We start from the raw sequence: 26,941 nt of genomic DNA on the forward strand, positions 1-26,941 counted from the left end.
TGAGAGATAACCTGGATTTTGCCTGCAGTCCGAAGCTTGCCTTAGGGCAAGCTTCTTTGTAACATGAGAAACTAACCTATAAGGTTAGTTTCGTTGTTTACTCATATAAGTCTCAAGTGATATCCGGTCGATCATTGCAGAGGTAACCCCTTCCCTGGTGATACAGAAACCGGCTGCTCCTGTGGCATACTGAATCGCTTCCGTTATTGGACGGTCTTCCGAAAGATATACGGAAAGAGCGGCAATAAAAGCATCCGCGGCACCGGTAGTATCAACAGGTGTAAAGGGAAGAGCGGGAAAATGCTTAAATAAATCTTTTGTCCGCAGATAACAGCCATTATGACCGGCTGTCAGAATAACATTTTTTACGCCTTTTTCGATAAAATATGCGGTTTGTTCTTCCGGTGCGGACAACCCCGGACATAAATAATTAATTTCTTTTTGATTTGGTACAAAATAATCCAACATTTCTAATAAGTGGTCACTTAAATTGGGAACTGCGGAGGGCTTTAAAATAGTTTCCACATGGTTCGCTTTTGCCAATTCAGCCGCGCGCTCAATTGTTTCTAATGAAATTTCTGTCTGTATAAGACAAAAACGGGCATTTTTAAAAGAAGCGGTATTTTTGTCTATATCTTCCGGCGTCAGGCGGTTATTCGCAGCAGGGTAAAAGGTAATGGTACTTTCCCCGTCTTCCAGTATATGAATAAAAGCCTTCCCGGTATCTGCGTATTCGTCACGGGAAATACCCTGAATATTAACACCGTTTTTCTGTAGAAAATCTAAAATAACGGTACCCTCGTAATCATTTCCTACTTTTCCGATCAAAAAAATTTCTTTTCCCAGCTTCGCAACACCAACCGCCTGGTTGGCGCCTTTACCGCCGGGATTAAAAGCACAGTGGTTTGCTTCGATACTCTTACCGACCTGGGGACATTCTTTTACATTGAGATTAATATCCATATGAATACTTCCAACTACAACTATGTGTTTGGAACGTATCGTCCTTGGTATATCGATACTCCGGTCATCGATCACAGGTTCCGGAAAATCAAAAAACTCTTTATTATGGTGGAGCTTTTCCAATTCTTCAATTAAGTAATTGCAAAGGAAACCGCCATAATCATAATAAGGTATCTCCAAGTGGGATAACTTCGGATAAGTCTGCCGGACCGGAAGATCATCCTGTAAACAAATCAGGGAAAAATCCCGGGGTATCTTTCGGTGCAGCCGGTCTAATTCCTCATAAATAGTAAGGGCGATTTCGCGGCTGGTGCAAATGGCCGCAGTAAACTCGTTTATTAATAAAGTATCTATTAATTGGGAGTTCACATGGTTAATATACATGGAATCCGAATAAGGAATCATATTCTGAAATAAACATTGTTTAAAACCTTCAAAAAATGTATTTTCATGTTTAAACTGATTATCGGTAATATAAGCTATTTTCTGATGTTTCTTTTGAATTAAACTTTCGGCGGCTAATTCTCCTAATTTGGAAAAATTAATACTTGTTGCGGACATATCAGGTTCGCTATCAATACAAATATAAGGAATATTGTTATCCGCTAATTGTTTCTGACTTATTTCCGAATTACCGTCAAATTGTTCCCATATGATTCCGTCAACTCTGTTTTTACATAGTGCGGTGATGGACATGAGCTCATCTTCCGGAGAAGTATTATAAATAAGAGTTACCTGGTAATTTAAAGACTTTGCCGCATCAATCACACCGTTAATTAATGAAAAGTTGGCCGATGATTCCTTTAATACCACGGCGATACAAAAGGTCTTAGCCTGACTTGCATTTTTTACAAAGGAATAGGGAGAATAATTATAATCTTTTACTATTTTTAACACACGGTTTCTTGTATCGACATTAATATTTTCATCTTTCCCATTTACGATCTTAGAAACGGTGGATACGGAAACACCGGCTAATTTCGCTATTTCTTTAATTGTCATATCAACCCTCCAATATTCCCCATAGAATCATAAACATTATCATATATCATTCTTTAAAAGTCAATAGTAAAAAACAAAGAGGAAGTTGGTTATTGTTCACGGAACTGCTTCTTTTTGCAGGGGAGTGAACAGTAGCGGAAGTTGAGCCAAGTTATAAAAATAGTTTACAAATATTATTGACAAGATAAATTATATGAGTTAATATGTATATGAAAATAGTTTAAGAAAATGATTTCATATACATAATTCATAAAATGAAAAATGATGCGAGGTTAAGGATGAAAGAAAAAATACTGATAATTGGAAGCCTTAATATGGATATTGTGGTCTCATTAAAAAATATGCCAGGCCTTGGAGAAACCGTTTCCGGATATTCCCTTACTTATATTCCCGGTGGCAAAGGCGCCAATCAGGCTTATGCAGCCGGAAAACTATCGGGTGATGTTTCAATGCTGGGATGTGTGGGCAATGATGAATTCGGCAGGATACAACTAGCAAACTTAAAAAAGGCAGGGGTGAATATAACAAAATTAAAGGTATCGGATAAAAATCCCACAGGAACGGCTATTATTTATGTCAACGAGATGGGGGATAACAGCATCGTTATTATTTCCGGAGCAAATGGGGAATGTGATGTGGAATATTTAAAAGAAAACGATGACTTATTCAGGTGGTGCGATTATGTAATCCTTCAAATGGAAATACCATATGAATCGGTTCTGTATAGTATCAAGAGAGCGAACCGGTTGGAAAAAAAGATTATCTTAAATCCTGCACCGGCACCGGAGGAACTGCCGGATGACATATTAAAAATGTTGGAATACATTACTCCAAACGAAACGGAATTAATGAAATTAACAGATTGCGAATGTAAGAACCTGGAGGATTACATAAAAGCGTCAAGAAAGCTCTTAAAAAGAGGTGCCAAAAATGTCCTGGTAACCTTAGGAGAGCAGGGAGCCTTGCTGGTAAATGAAAAAACGGAAAAAGTTTATCCGGCCAGAAAAGTGGAAAGTGTGGATACAACTGCCGCCGGAGATTGCTTTAATGCCGCACTGACAGTGGGACTGGCAGATAACATGGATGAAGAAGAAGCAATCTTTTTTGCAAATATATCTTCTTCTGTTGCGGTAACCAGAAAAGGTGCACAAAGTTCCCTGCCGGACCGAACGGAAATCGATAGGGTTATTCGCAATTTATAAACGGAAAATTATGTTGTTTCATCGATTATGGATACATATCATAAAGCCAACAAATGTAATTCATAATCTTCATTAAAAAATAAAAAGGAGGAATTAAAAAATGAAAAAGATGAAAAAATGGGTTTCTGTATTATTATCTGCAGCACTGGTTTTATCGTTGGTTGGCTGTGGAGGTAAATCAGAATCGGCGCAAACAGGAAATAGTGGCGGGGAAAAAGCTTCAGGTGAGGCTAAGTCAGATAATGCAAAATCAGGTGAAAAGCCTAAAATTGTAATATCATGTTATCCAGCTGATGAGGCTGGTACGCAGCTTCGTGATGAATATTATACGAAACCGATCCAGGCTGCATTTCCAGACTATGACATATCTGTTGAAGTATTTAATGACAGACAAAGCTTACAGGTACAGGTAGCCGGCGGTGGTGGTCCTGACATTCTGGATCTGGATGGATTATCAGACGTTGTTGAATTTGCAAGAGCAGACAGAATTGTAGCTTTGGATGATTATGCATCGAAATACGGTTGGAACAATATGTTCTATGACTGGGCATATAACAGCAGTTTCTATGATAAAAAGCTGTATTCATTACCAACAGGGTATGAGAGTATGGTAATTTATTATAACAATGATGTATTTAATGAACATGGATGGAAAATTCCTACTACTATATCAGAAGCGGAACCACTTATGGAAGATATGGTAAAAAATGATGTTATCCCGTTTTCTTTTGGTAATTCCAATTATGTAGGTGCTGTTGACTGGCTGTATTCCACGTTTATGAGCGGATTTTCGGGACCTGAAGTATTAAAGAGTGCACTGGAGGGTAAAACGCCAATGACGGATGAATCAGTTGCGGGAGGTATTCAGTTAATGGCAGACTGGTGGCAGAAAGGTTACATAGGAGATAAAGCATCCCAATCTATTACAGGTGATGATATGATAGCATTATTTGCCCAGGGAAAAGCTGCTATGATGATTAATGGAACATGGGCAGCTTCCAGCTTAATTTCTTCTTATCCTGATTGTAATTGGAGCTGTGCAACACCTTTTGAGATGAAAGAGGGAGTGGGACCGGTATTACCAATCGCCAGCTCAGGCGGATATGCAATTAATACAAATTCTAAGAACCCGGACGTATGTGCGGAAATACTTAATTATTTATTTACTGATATGGATCGTATGGAAAAAGGGGTTGTTGAAGCAAGTTATTGTCCTTATCCCGTAAAGGAATTTTCTATTAAGCAATGTGAAGGCAAGGGCATGGATGAAAGATTATATAATATTTATGTAACCATGGAAGAAGCAATGGCAGCTGGTAATGTTGGTTATTGTTCCTGGACATTTTTCCCTGCAGATGCGCGGGCATATATGAATGAAAATACAGATGCACTCTTCCTTGGAAGCCTGTCAGTAGAAGATTATATGACTAAAGTGCAGGAATTTGTAGATGCAGCAGTAGCAGATGGAACTGCACCGACGGTGCCCTAATGCTGTGAAGTAATTAAATAATTACAAACGAATGGGACTGTTGCAAAATCTTTATGATATTAAACCTGTATAAGGAATATGTCTTGTAGGTCTATATTCAGAAAATTTTACAGCAGTCTCGTTTGTTAACGTTAGATGACAACCCGGAGCAGATTTTTGTATTACTACTTTAGAAGGGGAAAGTGATAAAGAACTATGAGAAAGAAGAGTTATGTACCTTATTTATTTATCTTACCGGCTTTTATTATACATTTTTGTATTGTATCACTGCCATCTTTAAGTACTTTAGCCATGTCATTATTTGATTGGAACGGTATCGGCAATGCTACTTTTATTGGACTGGATAATTTCACTGAAATTTTTACAGAGGATACTGTTGTTAAGATAGCTATTATAAATAATTTAAAGTGGCTGGTAATATTTATAACAGTCCCTATCATAATCGGTTTTATTGTTTCTATTATAGTGAGCAGAATCAAAAAAGGACAGATGTTTTATCGGGTGGTATATTTTATCCCATATGTTATTTCCGCAGCGGTTGCCGGTAAAATATTCACAGCATATATGAATCCCTATTACGGCATCAATTTATTTTTGGATAAAGCAGGGTTAACTTCATTAGCCGATACCTTATGGCTGGGCAATCCCAAAATAGCACTATACTCCGTAGCTTTTGTAGACAACTGGCACTGGTGGGGATTTGTTATGGTTCTTTTCCTGGGGGCATTACAGCAGGTGGATCCTGTGTTGTATGAAGCTGCCAGAGTTGACGGAGCAAACCGCTTCCAGGAATTACTGCATGTATCCATTCCCGGAATTAAGGCAACCATAGCGTTTGTTTTAATTATGACTGTTATGTGGTCATTTTTAACCTTTGATTATGTATATGTTATGACCAATGGCGGACCGGCTAATTCCACAGAGATTTTAGCCACCTGGATTTATAAGAATGCATTTACCAAATATAGGGCAGGATATGCAAATGCTCTGTGTGTTGTACAAAGCGGTATTTGTCTTATTTTCTATTTTATTCAGAGGTATATAAGCAAAAAAGGGGGCATGGAAGATGAAGAGTAAGAAGAAAATTAAACAGAATATAATGGAGGGTCTCAAGTATATTTTTCTCACACTGATGCTTGTCTTTTCCGCATATCCTTTGCTTCAGGTTCTGATTAACTCCTTTAAAACGGATGCTGATGTAAAAACCATGCCGATTGGTTTACCGCCAAAATGGGTGTTTAATAACTATAAGGATGCATGGGAAATCGGTGGATATGCAAGGGCTTATTTTAATAGTTTCCTGATAGGGGGATGTACTATTATTATTGTTTTGACTGTAGTTGGCCTGGGTGCTTATTCTTTAAGTAAACTGCATTTTAAACTAAGAGGTTTTTTTACGGCATATTTCTTTGTAGCAATTTCCCTGCCTGGTTTTTTATACATAGTTCCTGATTATTTCTGTATGAATAAGCTGGGACTATTAGATACTAGATTTAGTCTGGTTATTGTATATACTGCGATGCAGATTCCGTTTAATATGCTTTTACTTCGCACTTTTCTTGGCGGAATCCCGAGAGAACTGGAAGAAGCGGCTAAAATTGACGGATGCAGTGAATTAAGCAGTTTGCTTAAAATCACATTCCCGATTGCCAAACCTATGTTTTTAACGGTAGCATTGCTGGTATTCGTAAATACCTGGAATGAGTATCTATGGTCAAATACCTTTATTATAACGGATGAATTAAAAACCGTGGCTACAAGATTTATTAAGTTTACCGGAGAATATTCTTCCAATATGGCCAGAATTTATACTGCGAGTGTGATTTCAATAATGCCGGTTATATTACTTTACTTTATATTCAGTAATAAATTTATTGAGGGAATGACGAGCGGAAGTGTAAAAGGATAAAAGGAAAGAACCGATATTTAAATTAAGGTATGACCGGAAAGAGATTATATTTAGTGTAAAGGAGAACTGACATGAAAGAAGCATATATTGAGAAAATTTACGCCGGATGGCTTGCTAAAATAATTGGAATCCGTTTAGGTGCACCAATTGAGGGATGGACTTACGAAAAAATTAAAAACATCTATGAAGAATTAGATCATTATCCTGTTGATTACCATGAATTTGCGGCAGATGATGACAGCAACGGACCTTTGTTTTTCTTAAAAGCAATGGAAAACAAAAAAGATAAATCGGAATTAAAAGCACAGGACGTAGCGGAGGCACTTTTAAATTACGCACCTTACGAACATGGCTTTTTCTGGTGGGGCGGTTATGGCGTATCAACGGAACATACGGCATATTTAAATCTCAGGAGTGGAATAAAAGCACCAAGAAGCGGAAGTATAGAACAAAATGGAGCTGCCATAGCGGAACAAATCGGCGGACAGATATTTATAGATACCTGGGGTCTGGTTACTGCCGGTAATCCGGATCTGGCGGCAAAATATGCGAAAGAAGCAGCCAGTGTTACCCACGACGGTAATGGTGTGTACGGAGGGATTTTTATAGCTGCCTGCATCAGTTATGCTTTTGTGGAACAGGATATCAGAAAAATAATAGAAAAAGGGTTAACTTATATACCGGAAGATTGTGAATATACAAGAGTTGTGAAAGCGGTGATTCAATATCATGAAAATAACCCTGAAAACTGGAGGATTTGTTTTAGATACATTTTTGATCATTTTGGCTACGATAAATACCCGGGTAACTGTCACATAATCCCCAATATAGCAGTTATGATTCTTGGTTTATTATATGGAGAGGGAGATTTTTCTAAAACAATTACAATTACCAATATGTGCGGCTGGGATACGGACTGTAATGTAGGAAATGTAGCAACTATAATGGGTGTCAGATGCGGCCTTACAGGGATTGATTATGATAACTGGAGAAAACCAATTAATGATTTTGTGGCATGTTCCAGTGTTGTTGGTTCCTTAAATATTATGGATATACCTTTCGGAGCTTCTTATATAGCAAAACTTGCATATGAAATTGCCGGTGAGGAAATTCCGGAACCTTTTAAAACGGTGTTTGAAAAACGCCTGGATTCCTGTCATTTTGAGTATCCCGGTTCTACCCATGCCATAAGGGTCCGCACGGTTAAGGATAGTAAAAATGATAACCAGACTTTAGAATATGAATTAAAAAACAGTATGGAAACTGCGTATACCGGAAATCATTCTTTAAAAATCATGGCGAAACCGGCAGTTCCCGGTGATAAAATCTATGTTTACAAAAAAGTATATTATGTGCCGGAAGATTTTCATGACAGCCGGTATGACCCATGCTTTTCACCCTTAGTTTATCCGGGACAGACCATTCATGGAAGTGCGTATCTGCCTGCTTATGGAAAGGAATGTAAGGTTCGTTTATATGCCAGAGAAAAAAGAAGCAATGAGATATTAACCGGTGAGCCGGTTTCACTGAAAAAAGGTGAATGGGAAGAATTAGTGTTTCAAATTCCAAAAAGCCACGGCGGACTGATTGATGAAATAGGTTTTGAGTTTAGCCTTTGCGGCTGCAATGGAGAAAGAACAGAATTGACAGTGTTTATTGATGACCTCTATGCTGACGGCGCAGCTGACTATATTTTGGATTTCTCAAAAGAAGAGGAAGAAAAGTGGAACGGTTTGCATCGTGAAATCAGTCAGATGACCAGATTAAAAGGACTGATGTACTTGCAGAACAAAAGTCTGCACCTTACCTGTTCCGATTTTGCAGAAGCTTATACCGGAGGTTATAACTGGAAAGATTACCAGGCTGAATATTACTTTACGCCGCTGCTGGGAGAACATCATGGCATGAACTTCCGTGTACAGGGTGCAATTCGTTCTTACGCTATTGCGTTATTACCGGACCATAAAGCAGCCTTATTAAAAAATGATAATGGCTATATAACGTTGACTGAAAGCAATTTTTATTGGAACTTAGGAGAGGAGTACAAGGTTTTAGTAAGTGTTTCCGGCAATCATATAAAAGCTGTGATAAATGACACCTTAACCTTGGAATATACGGATAAAGATTATCCTTATCTGGAAGGTTTCATTGGAGTTTCCGTAATGAATGGAAGCCATTGCAGTTATCAGAAAATTAAGGTGTATTCATAAATTTCAAGTATCGTAAGGCTGTTCAAAGATTTTAGTAAGTTATTAGGATACATTGATTATGGGGCTTATGAAACAGTCCCTGAAAGGAGTAAAGTATGGATGTTATTGGTTTGGGAACGTTAGCTATGGATATACTTCGGAAAGTAGATAAACTGCCGGGAGAAGATTCTTTCTGCATTGTTGAAAATACTGCCTATGCGCCGGGCGGAAGTGGAACCAATGTAATCGTTCAAATGGCCAGACTCGGGGCAAAATGCGGATATGTCGGCAAAGTATCGGATGACAAAATAGGAGAAGAAATTATTGTGAACCTGAAGCAGGAGGGCGTTGATACCAGTTTCATGGTTATCAAAAAAGGCGGCACAACTTTGCATACGGAAATAGTAATTGACCGTGCCGGAAAGAAATTTATTTTACTTAACTTAGGGGATGTATTCCATACCTTAGGCGTGGATGAAGTAAATACGGAGGCCATTCAAACTGCAGCAGTATTTTATACGGATTTACTTCCTTTTGAACCGGCAGTAAAAGGACTGAAAACTGCTAAAGAATCGGGGAGAAAAACGGCTTTTAACATGCAGACTGGACTGGATACAATGAAAGGTTTTGGTATATCAAAAGAAGATATTTTCAATGTTTTACCATATACAGATGTATTTGCTCCATGTCAGGAGGGGTTATATGCATTAACGGATACTACGGATTTAGAAGAGTGCAGAAAGAGATTAAGGAAATATTGCAGTGGTGTATTATTATTTACTTTAGGAAGTAAAGGTTCGGTTGCATATGATAAAGAAGATAATAGATATGAGATTCCCTGCAGAAAAATTAATTGCGTAGATACAACCGGTGCAGGAGATTCCTATCTGGGTTCTTTTTTATATAGTTACTTTCTAAAGAAAGATTCCTTAGAAAACTCCATGAAATTAGCAACGGATTGCGCGGCTTATACCTGTACCGGAATAGGCGCCAGATATAGCCCGACTGTTGAACAGATAAAAAATTTTGTAAAGCTAGATTGACTGACACTCAGATCAAAGTAATTTAAATTAAGGAGTACAGCATAATATGGATATGATCTATGATAGAATTCTTGGAGGAATGATTGGAATTGCATTGGGTGATGCGTTTGGCATGCCCTCTGAAATGTGGTCCAGAAAAAGGATTAAAGATTACTTTGGTGAAATTCATTCTTTTAAACCCGGTCCGGATGAGAATGCTATATCAAAAGGGCTTAAGGCCGGCGAAGTAACCGATGATACCATGAATACTATTTTTGTAATTGAGATGTTATATGAAAACAGAGGTAAGGCAGATCCATATTTATATATTAAGAAGTTAAAGCACTGGTCAAAAACCTCTGATAAAAGTATTGCTGTAATAGGGCCCAGTACTTCAAAAGCAATTAAGCTGTTGGAAGAGGGTACTCCGATTGAAGAAACAGGGAAAACCGGCATAACTAACGGAGCTGCCATGAAAATCCTACCCATTGGCTTTGTGTATTCCGTTAAGAATATGGAAGAAATGGTTAAGGAAGTTTATAAACTATGCCTGCCGACCCATAATACATCGGCAGCTATAAGTGGTGCCAGTGCAATAGCAGCTGCCGGTTCCTATATGGTTTCAGGTGGCAGTTCTATGGAAAAACTGTTAGAAACAGCATGTGAGGCAGCTGAAATTGGTATAAAGTACGGATTTGATGTGGCAAGTGCTTCAATTAGGAAGAGGATTCTAATGGGCAAAAGAATTGTCGATTCCATGGAACGGGAAAAGCAATCTTCAGATAAGATTCTGGATGAAATATATGATGTAATTGGAACCGGACTTCCTATAACAGAAAGCGTTCCTGCAGCTTTGACATTGGTTTATTTGGCGAAAGGTGATCCTATAAAATGTGCCCGGTACTGTGCAAACATAGGAGGAGATACCGATACCCTTGGCGCTATGGGATGCGGGATATGCGGGGCTGGTTTCGGAGGACAGAATTTTCCGGCTGAATTGGTTGAAACACTGGAACAAACAAATCATATAAATTTTTCCATGTCAGCAGAATGGTTAACTGAACTAAGGAAAACTATGAAATCAAGATAATTATTATTTAAATTATAAACTCCCAAAATATTGAAATAGGCTGTTGCAAATTTGCACAGCCTTTTTTTTATAAAAATTAACGCTAACATTTTTGTGACTAATTGGAAATAACCTATGGAAACATATGTAATAAAATGTTATAATTTACTGGCTGAAAGTGAATTAACGACATATAAAAATAATTACCGTTTAAGTAATTAGGAATAATTTTTCTTTCGGATATACCATATAATTAGTTTATTTGAAAGGATAGTCTATGATAAAAAAACATAGAAATCACTTAAAAAAAACCGGAAAACATTGGGTTCAAAAATTTTTTATAGTTACCTCTATGCGGTCTATGCTTTTGCTTACCGTTATGATTGTTTTCAGCGCTTCCTTAAGTATGGGTTATATCGTACGTAATTATGTCATTAAGGTCAATCAGGAATTTAATGAGATGTACCATCAATCTGCGGATGTTTATGTTTCTTCAATAAATGAAAAATTAGCCAGTTATATCACGGCTATGGGTGTAGTTTCCATGAGCAACGATCTAAGGGATAATATTTTCAGAAATAATGTAAGCCGTACGGAGATGGTAACCCTTAGTAATAAATTAGGGCAGAGTATCAGTGAAATGACGTTTTTTCTCTATCAGTCACAGGAAGTACTCAGCCATAGATTATATACTTATTTGCCCGCCGACGGTTATTATTTCTGGAACATTAAAAAAGTACAATATGAATCATGGTTTATAAAACTGATGCAAAGCAGTCCGCAATGGTGGTTCAGTTATTCTAATGTGACCAGGTCTAATCATCTGACATTGGCAGGAATCATAAATAATTTTAATTCAGCCGTTGGATCATGGGGGCAAGGATATTGCTGCCAGACCATTACCGTAGATACTGCAAACCTCTTTATGCCCTCAGATGGAGCGGAAACTGGGGTGTATCTGTTTGATAACAAAACGGGCAACATTATTTATGATTATTTAACACAGGTAGATGAAAAAGATAACTATTACAGGCAGATCAGAAGAATCTATGGAACTACACGAAACGGAATGGCCTTACCGGAAAAAGTTTCTCTAGTTAACAGCAAAGGGGAGACAGTACAGTATATGGCTTTAACCAGCCAGATAGATTTGATTGATGTGACCGCCGTATTATTGTTTAACCAGAAACAAATGAAAGGGACCGGCGGAATAGGTATTATCTATGCCACTTCAATCATCATATTAGGTATGATGCTTTTACTTATTTTATCCAATTGGATTTATAACAGAAGATTAAAAACCTTACTTGTCAGAATGGACAAGTTTGATGAAAAAAATGTAGAGCTGCCCGAGCCTATCGGTGGAAAGGATGAACTTGCAAAGATAGATAACCATCTTTTGCAGATGCAAGGGCGGATTCAAAGTCTGATACAGGATGAGTATACGGCTAAAATGCAGGTAATGGCTGCACATCAGGAGGCATTAATGGCCTGTATCAATCCCCATTTTTTATATAATACCTTAAATACGATCTCTGCAATGGCCGGTATCGAGGGAGCAGACAGTACGGTAGAGATGATTTCATCACTTTCCGCAATGTTTCGGTATTCGTCGGATGTAACCAGACAGCATGTGACCTTACGGGATGAACTTAAGAATATATCGGACTATTTATATATACAGAGTATAAGATACCAGAATGCTTTTACATATAGAATAGATATAAATGAAAACCTGTATGATTACCAGGTGCCAAAACTTATATTACAGCCGTTAATCGAAAATGCCTTTAAACATGGTTTTAAAAATCAAATGACGGAAGGAAAAGGTGACAGACAGCTGCATATATCGGCCGAAAAATCAGATGAAGATCTTGTTATTTATATCAATGATAATGGAAAAGGTATCACTGCCGATAAATTAATGGAAATAAAAGACCAAATAATGGAATCGGAATCCCAGATGACGGCTTCCGTATGGGCAAATGGCAGTATCGGAATTCTAAATGTACACCGACGTATCAGATTGAGGTACGGGAAAGGTTATGGCCTGGAGATTATCAGTAACGGAGAGGGGATGGGGGTAAGTGTGCTGGTACGTTTACCCTGCATAAAAGGATAAGGTAATTGCGAAACTATCCACTTGAAAATATACCATACAATTCATATTTGTTTCATAGCTTCAGTTGCCTTTAGAGCAAGATTCAGCTCTGAATCAAATATGAATTATACGGTATATAGATACGATATCTTTGTTTCGCAATTACCAGGAAGATCAGTTAATTAGGAGGTAGGATGATTGTTTAGTATTTTAATTGCAGATGATGAAAAACTTGCCAGGGGGGACATTTTATATAAAGTCAGCCGCAGTGGATTTAATTATAAATGGGTAATGGAGGCTGCTTCAGCCGAAGAAGCTCTGAATATGATTAAGGAATACAAACCGGATATTCTTCTAACGGATATTATAATGGGAGAAATGAGCGGAATCGATTTGGTACGGGCAGCCAGAACCGGCTCCCCGAATATCGCATCAATCCTTATATCAGGATATTCGGAGTTTTCTTTTGCCAAGGAAGCCATTGCACTTAATGTGGTGGATTACCTGTTAAAACCGGTGAGGCAGGAGGAATTAAATACGGCGCTCTCTAATGCCGTCTCAAAAGTAATGAATCAGCGAAATATGCTGTTACTTCCCATGCAATATGATAAGAATGTGGATGAAAAACTGGATGTCGGTCAGAAAGAGCAATTATTTGCTTTTCTAAACGGAATGGAAACCAGGCTTAATTTTCCTGAAACTGTTATGCTGCCAGGAAAAGCAGAATATTTTCAGATAAGTATCATACAGATGAATCAAAATCAAACGGAAGTCACAGACAAAGATAACCTGTATATAGAACAGTTCCGTAAAATGGTACAGGAAATTGTCCGGGACATCGGAGGAGAGTATTTTCTTATTTTTAACCAACTCATGCAGAAACAGCAGATTATTTTAATTGCAGCATCTCCTGTTACCGATAAAAAGAAAGCTTCCCATATACTGAATGAAAAATTAAATGATATATACCGGAAAATCCATTGTAAAGCGGAGGGAACCATACATATGGGAGTTTCCGGTTTGGAAGAATCCGTATCCGGAAGTCTTATAACTCAGGCCAGACAAGCACTGGATCTTCGTTTATCATCGGAGGGTAATTCGAAAGGAGGAATTTACTTCTGGACTGAATGTAAGAAACATGCCGTAATACATCTTCCGGAGGAACAGATTAAGCTATATCAGAATTTTTTAGCAGCCGGAGATTTAAATCAGACATTGGATACGGTCCGCCGAATTTTTTCTTCAGACCGGCCCGGAACTGCATTGCATATTCGTATGTTATATGTAGAACTAATGTGTATCCTGGCGCGTAATTCCATAAAAAAGGCTGGCGGAAGCGTGGTATCCATGCTTGGAACCGAAACCTTGTCCGGCAGCATCATTGATCAGTTTGAAAGCCGTGAAGAATTGATTGAAAATCTCTGCAGAACCATTACAGCTGCGCTTGACCAATGGATGGCGGTAACGGATAATGCCAGATCGGTATTAAAAAATGTAAAAATCTTTATTGAAAGTAACTTTATGAACAGCCAGTTAAGTACACATTTTCTTTCAAAACAGTTTTGTATTTCATTGGGTTATCTTTCGGCATCTTATAAAAAAGAATTTGGTGTTACCATATCAAAGCATATTATTTCTTTGAGAATGGATTATGCTAAGAAATTACTGGCAGATACGAGGCTAAGTATTATGGATATTGCTGAAAACTGTGGTTTTAATAATTTAAGTTATTTTATGAGAACCTTTAAAAAATATGAGGAATGTACACCATCTGAGTTCCGTGAAAAATTACAACAAAAAAGGTAAGGTGTAAAAATAAGTTCGTCAAAATACTCTCTAAATCAATGATTAGAGAGTATTTTTTGTGCAAAAGAAATAATAAAATTAAAATAGTGCATAAAAAATATTAAAATAATTGATGTGATTGGTACAAATAAATCAGTAAAATAGTAAATGAAAAGGGAACATAAACAAACAGCAAGTGATTAGCATCTGGAAGGGAGAGGATGATATGAAAACTATTTCTACCGGGATAAAGACGGGACCTGACCGTTACAAGAATATATTCCGGCAAATTAAAAGACATAAATTGCTATATTTATTTATTTTACCGTGTGTGGTCTTGCTGCTGGTGTTTTGTTATTATCCTATGTATGGCGCACTTTTGGCTTTTAAAGATTATAATTACAATTTAGGGATTCTGGGAAGCCCGTGGGCCGGATTAAAGCATTTTAAAACTTTCATCCATTCACCTGATTTCTGGATGGTTATGAAAAATACCATTATAATCAGCGGTTTAAAAATTATATTTGGTTTTCCTGCCCCTATTATAATAGCTTTATTACTTAATGAAGTAAAAGGAAAAAAGTTTAAAAAAGTGGTACAGACCATGAGTTATCTTCCCTATTTTGTGTCCTGGGTTGTAGTAGTGAGCTTAATGACCGTTATCTTTACACCCTATGGAGGAATTATTAATAACTTCCGTAAGGATTTAGGAATGGAAGCCGTCTTTTTTATGGGAAAAAAGGAATTTTTCTATCCCATGGTTGTTCTGTCTGATATCTGGAAAAACGCAGGGTGGGGCTCCATCATTTATCTTTCCGCTCTTTCCGGAGTAAATCAGGAATTATATGAAGCAGCAACCGTAGACGGAGCGGGTCGTCTAAAATGTACCTGGCATATAACACTGCCCTCTATTAAAGGGACAATAGGTATTATGTTTATCTTTGCAGTTGGAGGTATTTTAAATGCCGGTTTTGACCAGATTCTGTTATTGCAGCAGCCTGCTAATAATCAGATATCGGAGATTTTGGATACTTTTGTTTTAAAAACCGGTTTGAATTACGGAAGGTTTGAATATGCAACAGCGATCGGTTTGTTTAAATCTGCGTTTGCCTTTGCCCTGATGGTTCTTACGAATAAAATAACCAGGAAATTTATGGAAGTCAGTATTTGGTAGATTGATAGGATTTGGGTGTCAAACCCAAAAAAGTGTTTTGAATGAATACGAGCGTATATATATTCTATTTAGCTGCCTTTTTCTCGAATACTATATTTTTTACAAACCTCTAACGACTTAAAATCAAGTCGCCTGGCTTGATTTTTGGTCAGAGTCTTGACAAATATAAGCAGTATCCTCGGTCGGTCGACGCTAAATTGAATATATATACACTGTATTCATAATCTACACTAAGAGGACTTTGATACCCAAATCCTTGGAAGAATAAAATAGAAAGGAGTCTTCTATTATGAAAATAAAAGAATCCAGGTCCAGAAAAATATTTGAAATTTTTAATTATCTCTTTCTTGCAGCTTTTGGATTTATTACGTTATATCCATTTTGGTATGTACTGGTAGCCTCTTTCAATACCGGAAGGGATTTTGTACGGGGCGGTGTATATTTCTGGCCCAGGGAATTCACATTGGAAAATTTTACCCATGCTTTCCAGGATCCCAGAATTTTTTCTTCTTTAAATATCTCCGTATCCAGGACCTTAATCGGTGTATTTTTAGGTTTATTTTTTACATCCCTGATTGCTTATGCATTAAGTGTAAAAACCTTACCTGGCAAGACATTTTTCACATTCTTTTTCTATTTCACTACTATATTTGGCGGCGGAATGATACCTTATTATATGCTGCTGCGTGATTTGGGATTTACAAAGAGTTTTCTGCTATATATCATCCCGGGAATTTACAGTTTCTTTAATTTCCTGTTAATGAGGACTTTCTTCGATGGTATTCCCTATGAACTTCGGGAATCTGCCCAGATTGACGGAGCAGGGGAAGGAAAGATACTTTTTGGGATTTATCTTCCATTGTCCAAGCCGATTATAGCAACTTTAGCTTTATTTATTGGCGTGGGTCACTGGAATGACTGGTTTACGGGAGCTTATTATCAGAGCCGGACAGCACTTTATCCTGCGGCTACGCTTTTACAGAAACTCTTAAGCGAGTCAATGACAACATCTACCATTAAACTCGGTCAGGAGACGAATTTATCCACTATGACCAGTTTTACAACCCAATCCTTACAGATGGCGTTTGTTATGATTCTTACCATGCCCATCGTTGTGGTTTATCCATTTTTGCAGAAATATTATGTTAAGGGTGTAATGATTGGTTCGATCAAAGGTTAACCGGTATGTACGGCATGAAATGAGGAACATGCTGTTAAACATACATTTACAGGTAATTGGGGAACAAGATTACCTGAAATCTATTAGGTAATTGCGAAACTCCACTATTATTTCCTATACCATGCAATTAATACAATTTCAGAGCTGAATCTTACACACAGGGTAACTGAAGCTCTGAAATTCGTATCAATTGTATGGTATATTCGGAAAACTATATAGTTTCGTAATTTCCTATGAAACATCGATTAATGAAAGGAGAGTAATTATGAAGAAACGTTTTCTTGGAATTCTGTTAACAATGGTAATGATACTATCACTGTTATCAGGTTGTAACAAAGGGAACAAGGATACCAACGAGGAAGCAAAACCAGCTGCTTCGGATGCTTCAACTGTTACCGGTGAAAGTACGGATCAGCCTGCAGAAACGTCAGCTGATACGGGAAGTAAGAAATTTGATGATGTCAAATTGAAGATGTTGGTATGTTGGAATGGGGGATTTAAAACAGCAGCAGATCAATACAACAATGAGGTTGCTACCGCAATCAGGGATAAAATCGGTGTCACGGTAGAATACGAAGGGATCATGATGAGTGAGACAGAAAAGTTAAATCTTATGTTTGCTTCCGGTGATATGCCCGATATAATTAATGCTCCCTATTGGGGGGGAGATGCCGGTGAAACAGCAGTTATTAAAAAAGCAGCCACGGAGGGGCGTTTACTTCCTATAGAAGATTTAATTGGTAAATATCCCAATCTTGCCAATGCTTATGATATTGGTATAGTTTCACAGTCTTACCTGGAAAATGATTTGGATTTTGAAGGCTTTGGGGGTCACCGCTATATTTTGCCCCAGGAAACTCCCGGGGATGATGCCGACGTTACAAACTGGACTTACGGTGTATTTGTCCGCGGTGATGTACCAAAGACTTTAGGAATTGATCCAACTACCATAAAAACTGCAGATCAATTATATGATTTTATGGAAAAAGCAAAAGAATATGGCTTTAAAGATGCCAATGGAAATGATTGTATCGTAGCTACCACCTATCATAACGGCTGGGACAGTACAGGTTATTCTATTAATTATTCACAAAAACAATTTACTGATTATGTAAAACAGGCAGACGGCACATATACTTACAAATACCTTACGGATGACTGGATTACCCGAGAACTGTTTATCTGGAAATTAGTAAACAAGGGATTAATGGATGTGGAATGCTTTAAACAAACGGATGCCCAGGCAGATGAAAAAGTGGGAAATGGTACCGCACTGTTTGCTTCCGCTCAGTTCGGGTCCGTTATTAATTCCACAAAACTCACCGGTTTATATAGTTCAAATCCGGATATGCGTTATATACCGGTAGGCCCGATGACTTATAAGGATGGTTCACCCCTTGTACAGCTTGAACAAAACGGACGTAACGGATCACCTGCAATCATTTTCCCGACTTCCTGCTCTAATATTGATGCAGCTTTAACTTATCTTGATTATGTCAACAGTGAAGAGGGTGCCCGTCTGTGTCAGTATGGTATTGAAGGAGATACCTATACTATGAATGATAAAGGACAGCCGCGTTTAAATGCAGATATACTGGAAAGAAAGAAAGCAGGGGATGCTACGGTTGACGAAGAATTACGCCAGAAAGGTATTACTTATATCTTAGGCCGTACTCTTCAGGCAGATAAACGTTTTACCTGGTGGGGAGAAATCAATCCAGGTGATGCGGATGCAGCCGTTCCGGAGCAGGTAGCTTATAAAAAAGCCCGTCCGGTTGAACGTGTAAACGGATATCCGTTAACAGGGCTTGTTATTAAATACGAGAATTATGATGTTGTAAAGAAGTTTGCTTTTGAAGGTACAACTAGAGATGATTATACTCAGCGTGCATATTTTGCAGGAACGGAAGAGGAGGCACGCGCTATATTAAAAGACTATCAGAACTATTTATTAACCCAGGAGAACGGTATCTTTAAAGATTACCTTAAATTTGTTAACGAATGTGCAAAATCCAGGGATGATATACTGGATTAATTGATGTAAGGAGCTGCTGCAATAATAAGAAATAATATACGTATACTTACAATTCGGTAATAACACGTAAGTATTGTTGTTATCTATTCTGCAGCAGCTCCTGCTTTATGTATTTTTCACAGAAAACAAGGAGTATTAATTAGCTGGATTACAAAATATTAACAGGAGGTTAAATAAATGGCTTATATCAGGGAACGAACGAAAGAACTTACCGGTTACCAGGAGAGTGCACCGTGGGAGCCAAATATTGATATACAATGTGATTTTGTTATGGTCTATGGCATCGATGCTACCATGCCGGAAAGGGTACGGCAGTTTCGTGAAAAAGGATATGTGGTTCATTTAATGACAGGTATATCCTGGGGAGAATATCAGGATTATCTGTATGGAAAATATGATGAAAGAAACCATTGGGATGAGAGTCAGATGGACCGGTATGGGAAACATATCAAACATGGAAAAGAGGTACCTTATATGTCTCCTGCCATTGCTTTCATCGACTATCTGACAGAAAAACTCAAGGTTGCCGTAGATGCGGGTGTGGAAGCAATCCATATGGAGGAACCGGAATTCTGGGATCATGGCGGTTATTCTGAAAGCTTTAAGCGGGAATACCTGCTTTATTACAGGGAACCCTGGCAGCCGCCCCACACCGGTCTTGATGCCAGGTATAAATGTGCAAAGTTAAAAGCATATCTTTATACCAGAGCAATCGGCCGTATCGGATCGTCTCTGAAAGAATATGCATTAACAAAATATAACCGTGTTCTGCGGTTTTATATTCCTACCCACAGCCTTGTGAATTACACCCAGTGGAAAATTATCAGTCCGGAGGGGGCACTAATAGATTTGCCGGCAGTCGACGGTTACATTGCTCAGGTCTGGACCGGCACCAGCAGAACTGCCAATGTTTTTGAGGGAATCGTGAAAGAGAGGACCTTTGAAACCGCTTATCTGGAATATGGTATTATGCAGGAACTTGTTAAGGGAACCGGCAGAAGAATGTGGTTTCTTCATGACCCCATCGAAGACAATCCGGAATATACCTGGGAGGATTACCGCTTCAATTATCTTAAGACAGCAGTAGCATCCCTTTTACATCCGGCTGTCCATACCTATGAAATCTGTCCCTGGCCAAGAAGAGTATTTAACGGCGTATTTCCGCGTAAAGCAGGCCTTGCAGGCGGAACCATCCCTACCACGAATATGCCGGGAGCAAAAGCAATTCCTAAGGAATATGCAACGTTACTTAGCAGTATGGTGCAGTTGTTTGGAGATATGGATCAGACGGATTATGTTTTTGATGGAATCGACGGCGGTATCGGAGTATTTATGTCGGATTCCGGGTTATTCCAGAGAAGTTATCCGGATGGTATCGTACCGGAAGAAAATATTATAACCATGGAAAAAACAATACGGGAATTCAAAGACAGGGAACACAATGGAGAGGATTGTTCCATAGAAAGTAAAGCATATATGGAAGCGGTGGCTGGTGATAAGGAGGCTTATCTTGCATTGATACAAAGCGTTGCTTTTCCAAACTTTTTCGGTATGGTTTTACCTTTGCTAAAATACGGTCTTCCCATCAGGCCGGTTCAATTAGATAATGTTAGGCGGTTTCCCGGTTATCTGGATGATTATACTACATTAATTCTAAGTTATGAGTATATCAAACCGGAATCACCCGATGTAAATAATGCCCTTGCGGCATGGGTTAAAAACGGAGGGTCATTAATGTATATCGGCGACGGCAGTGATCCTTACCACAGAATAAGCGGCTGGTGGAACCGTTCCCTGACCGATGATAAAAATAGTTCGGGGTATGAGAATCCAGCAGAGCATTTATTCGAGATGCTTGGGATGCCCCGTAGACCGGAAGACGGCATTTTTGAAGTTGGAAAGGGATATAGTTTAATTTGGAATATGGCTCCTGCTAAATTATGTACCTCTAAGGGATTAGCGGAAGAATTCAGAAAACGTATGAAAGAATTGTTAGCTATAAACAACCGTTCCTGGGAATATACGAATCAGTTAACCATCAGGAGGGGCCCGTATATCATTTCCGCTGTTATGGATGAAAGTGATATATCTAATCCATCGAAGTTACATACTTTCCACGGCTTGTTTGCCAATATGCTTGAGAATGACTATAAGATCATTACGGAAAAACAACTGAAAGAAGACGAAAATGCCATATTATTTGACTTTGCTAAAATAGAGGGAATTCAATACCGGGTTATTGGCTGTTCGGCCAGGGTATTTTCCCTGAAAGAAACAGAGGAGGGCAGTGGTTTTTCCATGGAAGTAAAAGCGGCTGACCATATAAAAGCATATCTTAGGGTAAGGCTGCCAAGACAGGTAGTATCCGTGAAAGCAGAGGACGAAAAAGATAATCCGGTACCGGTTGATTTTATATGGGATGAATCATCCAGAACAGTCCTTATAAGTTATGAGAGCAGGAACCAGCTGATAAAGATTGACGGTATTTATAAATAATGAATTAGTATGTTCATAACAGCTTAATTATTAAGTGATTTATCTACAGCCTGATTATGGAGTGATTAATTATTTACCGACTATGAAGTAAATTAATTATAGTAACAGAACTATTTATTTATCAGTTTTTACCAATAAACTATATATTTTATGAGTTGTTTATATTATAATTTTATTCGGTATTAACAATATGCATCAATGTAATTGCAAATCAAGCAATTACATGCTGTATACCATACAACTGATACTGTTCAAAAAACTTTGAATAAGGAGGTTTAGGAGTGAAAGAAAATTTGATATATCCGGCGGCAAAATACACCAGGTTAAAGCGGCAGGTTGGAGGAAATCGTGAAAAATATCATTACGAGGAAACCTTTGGCCAGCCAATGGAAGAATTTTATGGAATAACCATGCCAAATGCGTGGAATAGAAGAATATTAGCAGAGATAGAATTCTCAATCCGGCTTTCGAAAGAGCTTAATGGAAAATATGATGGTATTCTGCATCAAACTCTGGATTATCTTTTGGATAAGATGAATAATGAGGGGGCACTTACCATTAATACTTGCAAGGAAGCGGAACAGATGCTGTTACCCCTTTCCGGTGTCGCGAAAGAATATGAACTTATCTTAGCGGCTCATGCCCATATTGACATGAACTGGATGTGGGGCTGGCAGGAGACGGTTGCCGCAACCATAGCAACTTTTCAGACTATGTTAAAGTTGATGGAGGAGTATCCTGACTTTCATTTTTCCCAATCCCAGGCGGCTGTTTATAAAATCATTGAGGACTATGCACCTGAATTAAAGGAGAAAATGAAACAGCGAATCAGGGAAGGACGATGGGAAATTACTGCTTCTGCCTGGGTAGAAACAGATAAAAATATGCCGTCAGCCGAATCGTTATTAAACCATATCTATTATACCAAAAAGTACTTAAAGGAACATTGGGAGGTGGAAGAAGCTTCCCTTGATATCGATTTTTCACCGGATACTTTCGGCCATTCCGCTCATTTACCGGAATTAGACACCTTAGGCGGGGTAAAATATTATTATCACTGCAGGGGCTTGGACGGAGATAATGCGTTATACCGCTGGCGTTCAAAGTCCGGTAAGGAACTTCTGGTGTACCGGGAACAGTATTGGTATAACAGCGGAATAACTCCGCTGCCAGCCATCGGATTAATCGATGTGGCGAAACGCTCCGGTGGACTTAAGACCGGACTTGTGGTTTATGGAGTGGGTGATCACGGCGGCGGCCCAACTCGTAAAGATTTAGAACGAGCAATAGAAATGATGGAATGGCCTGTATTTCCTCAATTACGGTTCGGTACTTTCCATGATTATTTTAAAGCGGCAGAGACAGTAAGGGATAAGATTCCGGTAGTGGAACAGGAACTTAATTTTATATTTCCGGGATGTTATACAACCCAAAGCCGTTTGAAACTGGGAAACCGTCATGCAGAGAACGGCCTTTATGAGGCAGAGTGTCTGGATGCTTTTGCAAATGGCATACTTCATACCCCGTATCAATCAGTGCAGTATGAGTCGGCATGGCAGAGTATGCTGTTCACCCACTTCCATGATATCTTAACCGGATCCTGTGTTCAGGAAAGCAGGGAACATGCAATGGGATTGCTATCTCATTCAATCGCAACTGCCGGCACCAGAGCTTCCTTTGCAATGCAGGCATTAGCCGGTAATATTGATACCTCCGGTATCTCTATGGAGGAGGGCCTCCCGGTAGAGAGTAAAGCTTATTCTCAGTCAGAGGGTGCGGGCGCCGGTTATGGAATAACAGCTTTAAAAGGTATTCCTGCCCCTGAACAGGGCGCCGGACTAACCAGGATTTATCATATCTTTAACGTAACGGCCTGCGACAGGGAAGATAACTGTCTGCTGACGGTATGGGATTATACGGGAGATCTGCGTTATCTTTATGCACAGGATACAAATGGAAAAGAAATTCCGATACAGTTAATTGATACCATGCCTAAAACTTACTGGGATCATAAATATTTCAGAGTATTGGTAAAAGTTAAGGCTCCTGCCTTCGGATTTACTACGATTGTGCTTTCACAAAAAGAAGCGGAAGAATATCAGATTTATTTACAGCCTTCTGTAAGAACCAATAAACCGACGGAAAATATCATTCTGGAAAATAAATTCCTTCGTGCAGAATTTGACTTTAAAAATGGTTCTCTGATCTCCTTAAATGATAAAAAAACCGGAAAAGAATTATTAAAAGATAAGGAAAGAGGCGGACTTAGGTATTTGACGACGGAACGGGATTCCTCCAGTGCATGGCAGATAGGCAGATATACCGATATCCAGTCGGATTGTTTTCAAACCACAAAGATAACGATGGAAAAGGGGAACCTGCGTCAAGGTTTTACAGTGGAACAAACAGTGAAAAATTCTCTGGTTAAGACTGAAGTATTTTTAGAAGAGGGTGCAAGGGCTTTAACGATTCATCTGGAGATTGACTGGCATGAAGTAAGCAGGGATAAAGAACCGGTACCGGTACTCCTGTACCATTTGCCGTTAAAAGAGACAGATAACTTCCTATATGATGTGCCCGGCGGAGTTCAGTACAGGAGGGGAATGCAATTGGATGTACCCGGACTTACCTTTGGTGCAGCCTTGGATGAAAAAAGCAGCAAAGCTGTTTTCCTGGCTTCCGACTGTAAATATGGGTATCGGGGCAGTGAGGACGGATTAAGCTGCACCTTAATTAATTCCACGACAAATCCAGATCCTTATCCGGAGAGAGGAATACATAATATTACGCTTTATGCCGGAATTTGTGAGAAGAATCCTGTAATTTTACAAACCCTGGTTTCTAGGTTCCTCCACCCGCTGTTGTTTCAATCAGGAAACGTTCATAAAGGAACTTTACCCTTAACAGAAAGTATGCTGAAAATAAATGGGGGGTTACTGAATGAAACTCAAAATGCAGTCGTATCGGGAATTTTCCGATTAAATAGAAAACTGGTTGTAAGGATATCGGAAATCTGCGGACAGAGGGCAGAAGTTAATTTAGAATTTAACCAGGAACCTAAAAAAGCAGGTCTAATCGACATAGTAGGAACAGAAATGGACGGCACGGTTACAATCTCAGGAAATACTGTAAAAGTGTCAATACCTGCCTATTCCACGGTAATGGTTCAGATATCCGGTGAGGAGATATAGTAGTCAAAATGAGATCCGTAAAAAATGGGAGCTTAAGCCGGTCCAAACAGTTTTAATAGCAGGTTTTATAGCCGTTGTTGCTTGCCTTTATGCAGCCTTTCTTTGCGGGGTAATTAAAAATGATATGAATGCCAATATTTCCGCATCCGGTTTGGCAGTTATTCTGTCCTTACTTGGAGGAACGTTTGTAGCAGTAGAAAACATGCCTAAGGTTTTTCAGATCATGAGTTTCGCAAGTCCTATAAGGTGGGTTATTCAGATAATGCATTGGATTTAATCTCCAAAAGTTATTTGTCTGTTTAGGTTATAGTAATTTTTAATGGCAAGTTTTTATATTATAGGCTATGATATAGGTATTCCTAATAACTGGAATACCTATATTACAATATAATAATTGTTAAACTACCTAAATTACAAACAAGAAATGGATAAAAGTAAAATAACCCTTTTTAAACTTTACTTTCCAATCCTGATATACTATAATTAAATTAGATAAAGGCAATATGTATAAATTAATTGTAACACAACGAAAAGTTTAAGTTTGGGGATACCATTGATAGGGTAAGGAACATGAAGAAAAACGAAAATGCAAGACAGAAGTAAAGAATTTTTCTGAATTAACAAATGCTTTGCAAATCGATTATAATGTTGAAAGGATGGGATTCTATGAAACTAATCTACGTAATTGTACGCAATGTTGACAGCAGTCGTGTAATGGAAGGGTTGAATAAACAAGGTTTTTATGTAACGAAACTGGCTTCTACCGGAGGATTTTTAAGGGAAGGAAATACTACCCTAATGATTGGCACAGAAGAAGAGAAAGTAGAAGAGGTTATAAGTGTTGTGAAAAAAGAATGCGGACCGCGTCAGCAGATAATATCCAATCCCGTCGGACCGGCTGAATATACCTCCATGCAGGTTTTGGTTAACGTTGGAGGCGCAACCATTTTTGTAATGGATGTAGACCGATTTGAGAAAATCTAAAATGATAAGTAAGTATTGAATGCTTTTGTAAATATACCACTTTCCTGATAGATATCGATTAATACTATCAGGAGGGTGGTTTTTTGTCTGTTTTTTCGTTATATATTAATTGTTTGAGAGTACCTATTTGCTCATTCCCCTGCTTTCTTCCCGCCAGTTGCCGGGTGAAATTCCGGTTTGCTTTTTAAATGCTTTATAAAATACGGTGGTATCATGATAACCGGTTTCCTTTGTTATATAGGAAAGAGTATGATCGGTATTGGCTAATAGTTCCTTGGCTCTTAAAATTCTGATTTCCTGCAGATACTGGCCCGGAGTCTGCCCGCAGTATTGTTTTACTTTCCGGTTAATATATTCGGTAGAAAAATGGAATTGCTTTGCCAGACAATTACAGTTTATATCTTTATTATAATTTTCGGAAATATATTTCGTTATCTGCCGGCCAAGCCCTGATTTTTCCTCTGTATTATTGTTAACCGTTATAGTATTCAGGAGGGATAGGAATATGGATTGACAATTGAGAAGATGTACGGCTTTATTCCTATAACAATAATCTAACTGATGAAATAAAGGTATTAGAAATTTACTGTCATAAATTCCTCTCCTTGGTAATATCACATTTGCAATATTCTGGCTCTTGTTTAAAGATACATTTTCTATATCGGGTATTTCCTTGGCATTAAAATGGATATAAAAGTAAGAAGGAGCCGGGCTCCCTTTTATACCCTGCTGCAGCAGGTCTGGTTTTTGGATGTACCATTCTCCTTTATTTAATACAATGTCCTTACCATCTTCCCGGAAGAAAAGACTTCTTTCCAACATAAATATTAAAACATAAAAATCGCAGATTCTTGTTATATGTTTTTCATTTTGATAGAAATTCCGGAAACTGGCCCCTGTAAATTCCGGCCAGGGATTTAAACTTACTGTTATCTGATTTTTATCTTCATTATTCATATATTACTCCATTTATCATATAAGCTATCCATCAAATTCTCCGACCATTGTATATCCCAACCAACATAGACGCCATCCATTATATGCATACCTTAGTGCAGTATTTGCAATTTTCAATATCAATTATACCTGATAAACTACTAAAAGAACAGAGGTTATTGTACAGAAAATGAATGCAAGCTGTAAATAGGCA

The 26,941-nt window shown here is 38.3% G+C and carries 18 protein-coding genes; 16 read left to right on the plus strand and 2 right to left on the minus strand.

What is annotated here, in order from left to right; genetic code table 11:
* Nucleotides 1-84: 84 nt before the first annotated feature.
* On the minus strand, nucleotides 85-1,965 hold the full coding sequence (locus Ana3638_RS09145) for a PfkB family carbohydrate kinase (RefSeq protein ID WP_161837744.1): 1,881 nt from the start codon (nucleotides 1,963-1,965) through the stop codon (nucleotides 85-87).
* A gap of 278 nt (nucleotides 1,966-2,243) precedes the next feature.
* Here Ana3638_RS09145 and rbsK point away from each other — a divergent pair, with 278 nt between their 5' ends.
* The 16 genes from rbsK (at nucleotide 2,244) to Ana3638_RS09225 (ending at nucleotide 25,791) form a co-directional block, all read left to right on the plus strand.
* The gene (gene rbsK / locus Ana3638_RS09150) at nucleotides 2,244-3,167 is read left to right on the plus strand and encodes a ribokinase (protein WP_161837745.1); all 924 of its coding nucleotides are present in this window, start codon (nucleotides 2,244-2,246) and stop codon (nucleotides 3,165-3,167) included.
* Between the two features lie 100 nt (nucleotides 3,168-3,267).
* Nucleotides 3,268-4,656: an ABC transporter substrate-binding protein gene (locus tag Ana3638_RS09155; RefSeq protein ID WP_161837746.1), complete on the plus strand. Its 1,389-nt coding sequence runs from the start codon at nucleotides 3,268-3,270 to the stop codon at nucleotides 4,654-4,656.
* Between the two features lie 195 nt (nucleotides 4,657-4,851).
* Nucleotides 4,852-5,733 (plus strand): carbohydrate ABC transporter permease, encoded by an 882-nt coding sequence (locus Ana3638_RS09160; RefSeq protein WP_161837747.1) that lies wholly within the window; start codon nucleotides 4,852-4,854, stop codon nucleotides 5,731-5,733.
* Nucleotides 5,723-6,565, plus strand: coding sequence for a carbohydrate ABC transporter permease (locus Ana3638_RS09165; protein ID WP_161837748.1), 843 nt, complete (start codon nucleotides 5,723-5,725; stop codon nucleotides 6,563-6,565). Before Ana3638_RS09160 ends, Ana3638_RS09165 begins: the two co-directional genes overlap by 11 nt.
* Nucleotides 6,566-6,636: 71 nt before the next feature.
* Entirely contained in the window at nucleotides 6,637-8,775 is a 2,139-nt protein-coding gene (locus Ana3638_RS09170; RefSeq protein WP_161837749.1) for an ADP-ribosylglycohydrolase family protein, read from the plus strand.
* 95 nt (nucleotides 8,776-8,870) lie between these two features.
* The gene (locus Ana3638_RS09175; RefSeq protein ID WP_161837750.1) at nucleotides 8,871-9,797 is read left to right on the plus strand and encodes a carbohydrate kinase family protein; all 927 of its coding nucleotides are present in this window, start codon (nucleotides 8,871-8,873) and stop codon (nucleotides 9,795-9,797) included.
* 46 nt (nucleotides 9,798-9,843) lie between these two features.
* Nucleotides 9,844-10,866, plus strand: coding sequence for an ADP-ribosylglycohydrolase family protein (locus tag Ana3638_RS09180; RefSeq protein ID WP_161837751.1), 1,023 nt, complete (start codon nucleotides 9,844-9,846; stop codon nucleotides 10,864-10,866).
* 256 nt (nucleotides 10,867-11,122) lie between these two features.
* Nucleotides 11,123-12,967, plus strand: a complete 1,845-nt coding sequence (locus tag Ana3638_RS09185; protein ID WP_161837752.1) for a sensor histidine kinase — start codon at nucleotides 11,123-11,125, stop codon at nucleotides 12,965-12,967.
* A 177-nt stretch (nucleotides 12,968-13,144) separates the two neighbouring features.
* A complete protein-coding gene (locus Ana3638_RS09190; protein WP_161837753.1) occupies nucleotides 13,145-14,752 on the plus strand; it encodes a response regulator transcription factor in 1,608 nt (535 codons plus the stop codon).
* A gap of 205 nt (nucleotides 14,753-14,957) precedes the next feature.
* Complete coding sequence (locus tag Ana3638_RS09195) at nucleotides 14,958-15,905, plus strand: ABC transporter permease (protein ID WP_161837754.1); 948 nt, start codon at nucleotides 14,958-14,960, stop codon at nucleotides 15,903-15,905.
* Nucleotides 15,906-16,194: 289 nt separating this feature from the next.
* Complete coding sequence (locus Ana3638_RS09200; RefSeq protein ID WP_161837755.1) at nucleotides 16,195-17,085, plus strand: carbohydrate ABC transporter permease; 891 nt, start codon at nucleotides 16,195-16,197, stop codon at nucleotides 17,083-17,085.
* Between the two features lie 265 nt (nucleotides 17,086-17,350).
* Complete coding sequence (locus Ana3638_RS09205) at nucleotides 17,351-19,120, plus strand: type 2 periplasmic-binding domain-containing protein (protein WP_161837756.1); 1,770 nt, start codon at nucleotides 17,351-17,353, stop codon at nucleotides 19,118-19,120.
* Between the two features lie 177 nt (nucleotides 19,121-19,297).
* Nucleotides 19,298-21,616, plus strand: a complete 2,319-nt coding sequence (locus Ana3638_RS09210) for a hypothetical protein (protein WP_161837757.1) — start codon at nucleotides 19,298-19,300, stop codon at nucleotides 21,614-21,616.
* Nucleotides 21,617-21,897: 281 nt separating this feature from the next.
* Nucleotides 21,898-24,807, plus strand: a complete 2,910-nt coding sequence (locus Ana3638_RS09215) for a glycoside hydrolase family 38 N-terminal domain-containing protein (RefSeq protein WP_161837758.1) — start codon at nucleotides 21,898-21,900, stop codon at nucleotides 24,805-24,807.
* Nucleotides 24,794-25,084, plus strand: coding sequence for an ABC transporter permease (locus Ana3638_RS09220; protein ID WP_161837759.1), 291 nt, complete (start codon nucleotides 24,794-24,796; stop codon nucleotides 25,082-25,084). The genes Ana3638_RS09215 and Ana3638_RS09220 overlap by 14 nt, the downstream gene beginning before the upstream one ends.
* A 389-nt stretch (nucleotides 25,085-25,473) precedes the next feature.
* Nucleotides 25,474-25,791, plus strand: a complete 318-nt coding sequence (locus tag Ana3638_RS09225; protein ID WP_161837760.1) for a cyclic-di-AMP receptor — start codon at nucleotides 25,474-25,476, stop codon at nucleotides 25,789-25,791.
* Nucleotides 25,792-25,914: 123 nt separating this feature from the next.
* On the opposite strand, the gene Ana3638_RS09230 is transcribed toward Ana3638_RS09225, so the two are convergent.
* Nucleotides 25,915-26,748, minus strand: coding sequence for a helix-turn-helix domain-containing protein (locus Ana3638_RS09230; protein ID WP_161837761.1), 834 nt, complete (start codon nucleotides 26,746-26,748; stop codon nucleotides 25,915-25,917).
* Nucleotides 26,749-26,941: the final 193 nt, after the last annotated feature.

The sequence above is a fragment of the Anaerocolumna sedimenticola genome (assembly GCF_009931695.1).
Taxonomy (GTDB): domain Bacteria; phylum Bacillota; class Clostridia; order Lachnospirales; family Lachnospiraceae; genus Anaerocolumna; species Anaerocolumna sedimenticola.

What these genes read in the sequence shown, in the direction of transcription:
- Ana3638_RS09145 (WP_161837744.1), bottom strand. Translation starts at nt 1,965, where the DNA reads ATGACAATTAAAGAAATAGCGAAATTAGCCGGTGTTTCCGTATCCACC.
- rbsK (WP_161837745.1), top strand. Translation starts at nt 2,244, where the DNA reads ATGAAAGAAAAAATACTGATAATTGGAAGCCTTAATATGGATATTGTG.
- Ana3638_RS09155 (WP_161837746.1), top strand. Translation starts at nt 3,268, where the DNA reads ATGAAAAAGATGAAAAAATGGGTTTCTGTATTATTATCTGCAGCACTG.
- Ana3638_RS09160 (WP_161837747.1), top strand. Translation starts at nt 4,852, where the DNA reads ATGAGAAAGAAGAGTTATGTACCTTATTTATTTATCTTACCGGCTTTT.
- Ana3638_RS09165 (WP_161837748.1), top strand. Translation starts at nt 5,723, where the DNA reads ATGAAGAGTAAGAAGAAAATTAAACAGAATATAATGGAGGGTCTCAAG.
- Ana3638_RS09170 (WP_161837749.1), top strand. Translation starts at nt 6,637, where the DNA reads ATGAAAGAAGCATATATTGAGAAAATTTACGCCGGATGGCTTGCTAAA.
- Ana3638_RS09175 (WP_161837750.1), top strand. Translation starts at nt 8,871, where the DNA reads ATGGATGTTATTGGTTTGGGAACGTTAGCTATGGATATACTTCGGAAA.
- Ana3638_RS09180 (WP_161837751.1), top strand. Translation starts at nt 9,844, where the DNA reads ATGGATATGATCTATGATAGAATTCTTGGAGGAATGATTGGAATTGCA.
- Ana3638_RS09185 (WP_161837752.1), top strand. Translation starts at nt 11,123, where the DNA reads ATGATAAAAAAACATAGAAATCACTTAAAAAAAACCGGAAAACATTGG.
- Ana3638_RS09195 (WP_161837754.1), top strand. Translation starts at nt 14,958, where the DNA reads ATGAAAACTATTTCTACCGGGATAAAGACGGGACCTGACCGTTACAAG.
- Ana3638_RS09200 (WP_161837755.1), top strand. Translation starts at nt 16,195, where the DNA reads ATGAAAATAAAAGAATCCAGGTCCAGAAAAATATTTGAAATTTTTAAT.
- Ana3638_RS09205 (WP_161837756.1), top strand. Translation starts at nt 17,351, where the DNA reads ATGAAGAAACGTTTTCTTGGAATTCTGTTAACAATGGTAATGATACTA.
- Ana3638_RS09210 (WP_161837757.1), top strand. Translation starts at nt 19,298, where the DNA reads ATGGCTTATATCAGGGAACGAACGAAAGAACTTACCGGTTACCAGGAG.
- Ana3638_RS09225 (WP_161837760.1), top strand. Translation starts at nt 25,474, where the DNA reads ATGAAACTAATCTACGTAATTGTACGCAATGTTGACAGCAGTCGTGTA.
- Ana3638_RS09230 (WP_161837761.1), bottom strand. Translation starts at nt 26,748, where the DNA reads ATGAATAATGAAGATAAAAATCAGATAACAGTAAGTTTAAATCCCTGG.